Origin of the sequence: Streptomyces sp. NPDC005266 (assembly GCF_040607655.1) — a bacterium.
In the GTDB taxonomy this organism is placed as follows: domain Bacteria; phylum Actinomycetota; class Actinomycetes; order Streptomycetales; family Streptomycetaceae; genus Streptomyces.
This window is the reverse complement of the sequence record NZ_JBEXHC010000053.1, coordinates 1-3,632: the sequence shown is the minus strand read 5'-3', so window position 1 is coordinate 3,632 and position 3,632 is coordinate 1. Positions and strand designations below refer to the sequence as shown.

Sequence of the window (3,632 nt, the reverse complement as noted above, 5' to 3'; positions counted from 1 at the left end):
GCCCACTCCGTAAGGTTCATAGACAAGATCATAACATCACTTGAACCCGCTAACACTCACTCAATCGACCGCAAGAGCGAACAGTTGAACACCCCTGTTCCGTGGTGCGACACCAGCCACCGCCGCCCGCGCCCGCCGAGGTCACAGCGGGATACGCAGTGAGGAGCGGCCGTCGCGCCAGGCGCCCAGAAGCTGGGCGGCGAGCCGGTCCTCCAGGAAGACGGTGGCGTCGACGCCGAAGGCGACGTCGGGGGCCAGCGCGGGTTCGCGTCGCAGCAGGCCGTCGATCACACCATGACGCACGATCTGCTCGTGCACCGCGTCGGCCTCGACATGCTCGGTGTAGAAGAACACGGCCGCCTCCCCCGCGCCCATGCGGCGCAGCGCCTGGGCCAGCCGATCGGAGGAGGGCGATGAGGTGATCTCGACCGTAGCGAAGTGCCCCACCAGAGCGCCGCGCAACGCGCGGTGCAGCCCCAGCAGCGACATCAGATTGACCACGGCCAGCATCTGCGCCGACGCGGCGTCCGCGTAACCGTTGTACGTCGGGTCCAGACCCAGGTCCGCCATCAAATCGGCGAACAGCTCCGCGTGCACGCGCTCCCCGCGTCCGGCGCCGAACTCGTCGTACTCCACCGCCGCCATGGCCGCCTTGGCCTCACCTCGCAGTCGCGGGATCACCCACACATGCGGATCTGCCTCCTTGAGCTGGTAGAGCGAACGCTGGGCGATGTACTCACGCAGCTGCCAGGGCTCCCCCTCGTCCCTGAGGTAGTGGGACACCCCCGCGCCATCGCGCGACTCCACCAGCAGCCCCTCCAGTGCGGTCGCCACCTCGTCGTGCTCGGTGGCGTCGGCGCGCAGCGCATCGAGAAAACGCCGCTCCAGCGCTTGGCGCAGCCGCAAGAGGTCCGGATCCCACTCCCAGCCCTCGTCCACCCCTGCGAAACCCTGGTAGTGGAGCTCGTAGCAGAGGTAGAGCCCGAGCTGCAGATCGTCCCCGTACGGATCCGCCTCCCGCAGCGGTCGGCCCGCGGGCAGCGTCGCCTCCCCGGGCTCGCGTACGAGGGCGTCGACGAGCGCGGTCGACAGCTCTCCCCGTCCTGCTGGCAATGGCATCCGGTGCTCCTTCGGGACTGCGGGTCCGCCGAGGTGCTGAGGGAACGGCCGACAACGGACAGGTATCCCGGTACCACGAGATCTCCACGTTATGCGCCGAGCGACTGACCGTGATCCACGCGGTGCGGGGAGCCGCCCTCAGCCGTCTCGGTGAGGCCAACCTCCAGGGGCCGCTTTCGATGCGGCCCGAGTCAGCGCCCACCGTCGACCTGAGCCGCCTGGGGAAAGGCCGTGTGTGCAGCCCTACGGTCCCGCGGCGACACCGCTGGTGGCCAGGCTCTCCCCGTCCAGAATGCGGGCCGGTGGAGCCGCCCCGGGCTGGTCGGCCCGTTCTCATATCCGGCGGCGGAACAGCCGGGCCCGCGCTCGCCTACTGGCTGCACCGCCACGACTCCGAGACCACCGTCGTCGAACGCGCCCCCCGTCCACGCCCTGGGCCAGGCTGTGGACGTCCGAGGCGTCGCGCTCGGCGTCATCGAGCTGATGGGCATCGACCCCGTACCCGAGCCGCTGAATTGCCTACCGGGGCTGTGGAGCACGAGACACCCCGATCGCCCCCACCTTTTCGGAGGAGATGGAGCAGCGGAAGCGTCTCATCGATCGGCTGAGTTGATGGGACGTGGGGTGCGTGCAAATCCACTTGTTCACCTACCGCGCGAACGACGCCCGTGGCCGCGCCGGGAGCGGAGGTGACCTTCTCCGGGAGCTCCAGAACGCGAGAGTGCCCTACTCGGGTTCCGGCCGCCTCATCGACCGTCAGGTCATGACCTCGCAGACGGCGAGCACATACCCCGGGGTGCGTGTGGCCAGGCTCGAATCCCACCGCTACCGCTGTGAAGGCCGAAGGGCCCCACCCGCACGGGGGGCCTTCGCGCTGGGTCAGTGGCCCAGCGGCTTCGGCAGCCTGACGTAGGTGAGCGTGGTCTCGGCGTCGCTGTCCACCAGTCGGCCGTGCTCGTCGAAGGCCTGGAGGCCGTCCGTCATGCCGAAGTCGTTGTCGTTGATCAGGGCCAGGGTGCGCCGGTCCGCGACGGCGATGCCCTCGATCTTGCCGGGCACGCCCTTGACCTTGCCGAGATCGGCCACCAGCTCCTTGTGGAGCACCGGCACGCCGGAGCCGGCGGGGTCCGTGAGCTGCTCCAGGGAGGGCGAGGTGGCCGGGTTGTCCCAGGCACCGCCCAGGATGCTGTTGCCGGGGCGCAGTTGGACCGTGTGGAGGCGGGCCGCGCGATCGGTGCGCTCCTCGACCATCAGCCGGTCGCGGCCCACCGCGACCACCGAGGAGATCTTCAGCTCCGAGGTGTCGGTCTGGCCCGGGTCGACCACGTCCACCGGGTCGAAGCGGTAGGCGTACTCCGCCGTCACCGCCTGCTCCTTCGGCGCGAAGCGGAGCAGCCGGGCGGTCCGCGAGGATTCGCCCGCCGCCTTGTCGGGCACCAGCAGGGGGCTCTGCACGGCGAGGACCAGATCGCCGCCGGGGAGCTGCGCGAGTCCTTCGAAGCCGCGGTTGACCTTGCGGTGCAGCAGGATGCCGGGCAGCGCCTCGACGACCGGGTAGTCGGCGCCGGTCAGGTTCAGGCCCTTGGGCACGTAGCGGGCCAGGACCCGTCCGGTGCTGGAGGTGTGCACCAGCGAGGGTCCGTACTCGTCGACCAGCCAGAAGCTGCCGTCGGCGGCGCGCACGATGCCCTCGGTGTCGAGGCCGTTGGCGTTGTAGGACAGCGGTGTTCGCGCGTCGTAGGTGTAGGGGGCCTCGTCGCGCGCCTTCTGGTTCGGCAGCCCGGTGACGGGGGTGCCGGAGCGGGTGGTGATCGGGTGGGCGTCGACGACCTTCAGGGTGCCGTGGGAGGCGCGTACCTTCACGATGGCCGGGTCGAAGCCGGGCACCGGGAAGGTACGGCGCTTCTTGCCGCTCACCGTGATCTGGCCGTTGGGCCCGCGGTCGGTCACCGTCCAGAACTCACCCTGGCGCCCGGCGGGGTAGAGGTCGCTGCCGATGCCGCCGAGGTCCACGCCGCGGTCGTCGGCGACGGTGCCCGGCAGCAGGCGGTTGCTGAACGTGCCGAGCGGTATGTCCGGGAGGGTGGCGGTGCCCGTGATCCGGGGGCCGGTCGTGGCCGCGTCGCGGCTCCCGGCCGGGCCGGTGTCCCCGGGCGCGCCGACGGCGGTGCCGACCACCCCGAGGGCGGCGAGCAGGGCGACGGGCAGTGCGACGGAGACGGCTCGACGGACAACACGGCGGGACATCAAGCCTCCAGGGTGTAAAGGATCTCCGATGCGGAGCAACCCAAGGCTGGGCCCTCATACCGAACGGTGGGCGAAATCCTGATGAAGATCCGTCCACCTTGCGGGTGAACGCCTGCGCCGAGCACCGCGGCCCTAGGGAGCGTATTCGGTCGTGATCAAGAGGCCGCTCGCGTGAGGTCCTTGATCCAGATCACGGAGGCCCGGAGGTGGAGTCCGGCGAGGTAGCTCCCCGGGGTCTTGTCGTAGCGGGTGGCGATGCCTCGCCA

2 protein-coding genes are annotated in these 3,632 nt (G+C 70.2%); both read right to left on the bottom strand.

Going from position 1 to position 3,632, the window contains the following annotated elements; translation table 11 throughout:
- Positions 1–141: 141 nt before the first annotated feature.
- Positions 142–1,119, bottom strand: a complete 978-nt coding sequence (locus ABZU99_RS34790) for an iron-containing redox enzyme family protein (RefSeq protein WP_356050505.1) — start codon at positions 1,117–1,119, stop codon at positions 142–144.
- Between the two features lie 879 nt (positions 1,120–1,998).
- Positions 1,999–3,366: an esterase-like activity of phytase family protein gene (locus tag ABZU99_RS34785; protein WP_355951499.1), complete on the bottom strand. Its 1,368-nt coding sequence runs from the start codon at positions 3,364–3,366 to the stop codon at positions 1,999–2,001.
- Positions 3,367–3,632 lie beyond the last annotated feature (266 nt).

What these genes read in the sequence shown, in the direction of transcription:
- ABZU99_RS34790 (WP_356050505.1), bottom strand. Translation starts at nt 1,119, where the DNA reads ATGCCATTGCCAGCAGGACGGGGAGAGCTGTCGACCGCGCTCGTCGAC.
- ABZU99_RS34785 (WP_355951499.1), bottom strand. Translation starts at nt 3,366, where the DNA reads ATGTCCCGCCGTGTTGTCCGTCGAGCCGTCTCCGTCGCACTGCCCGTC.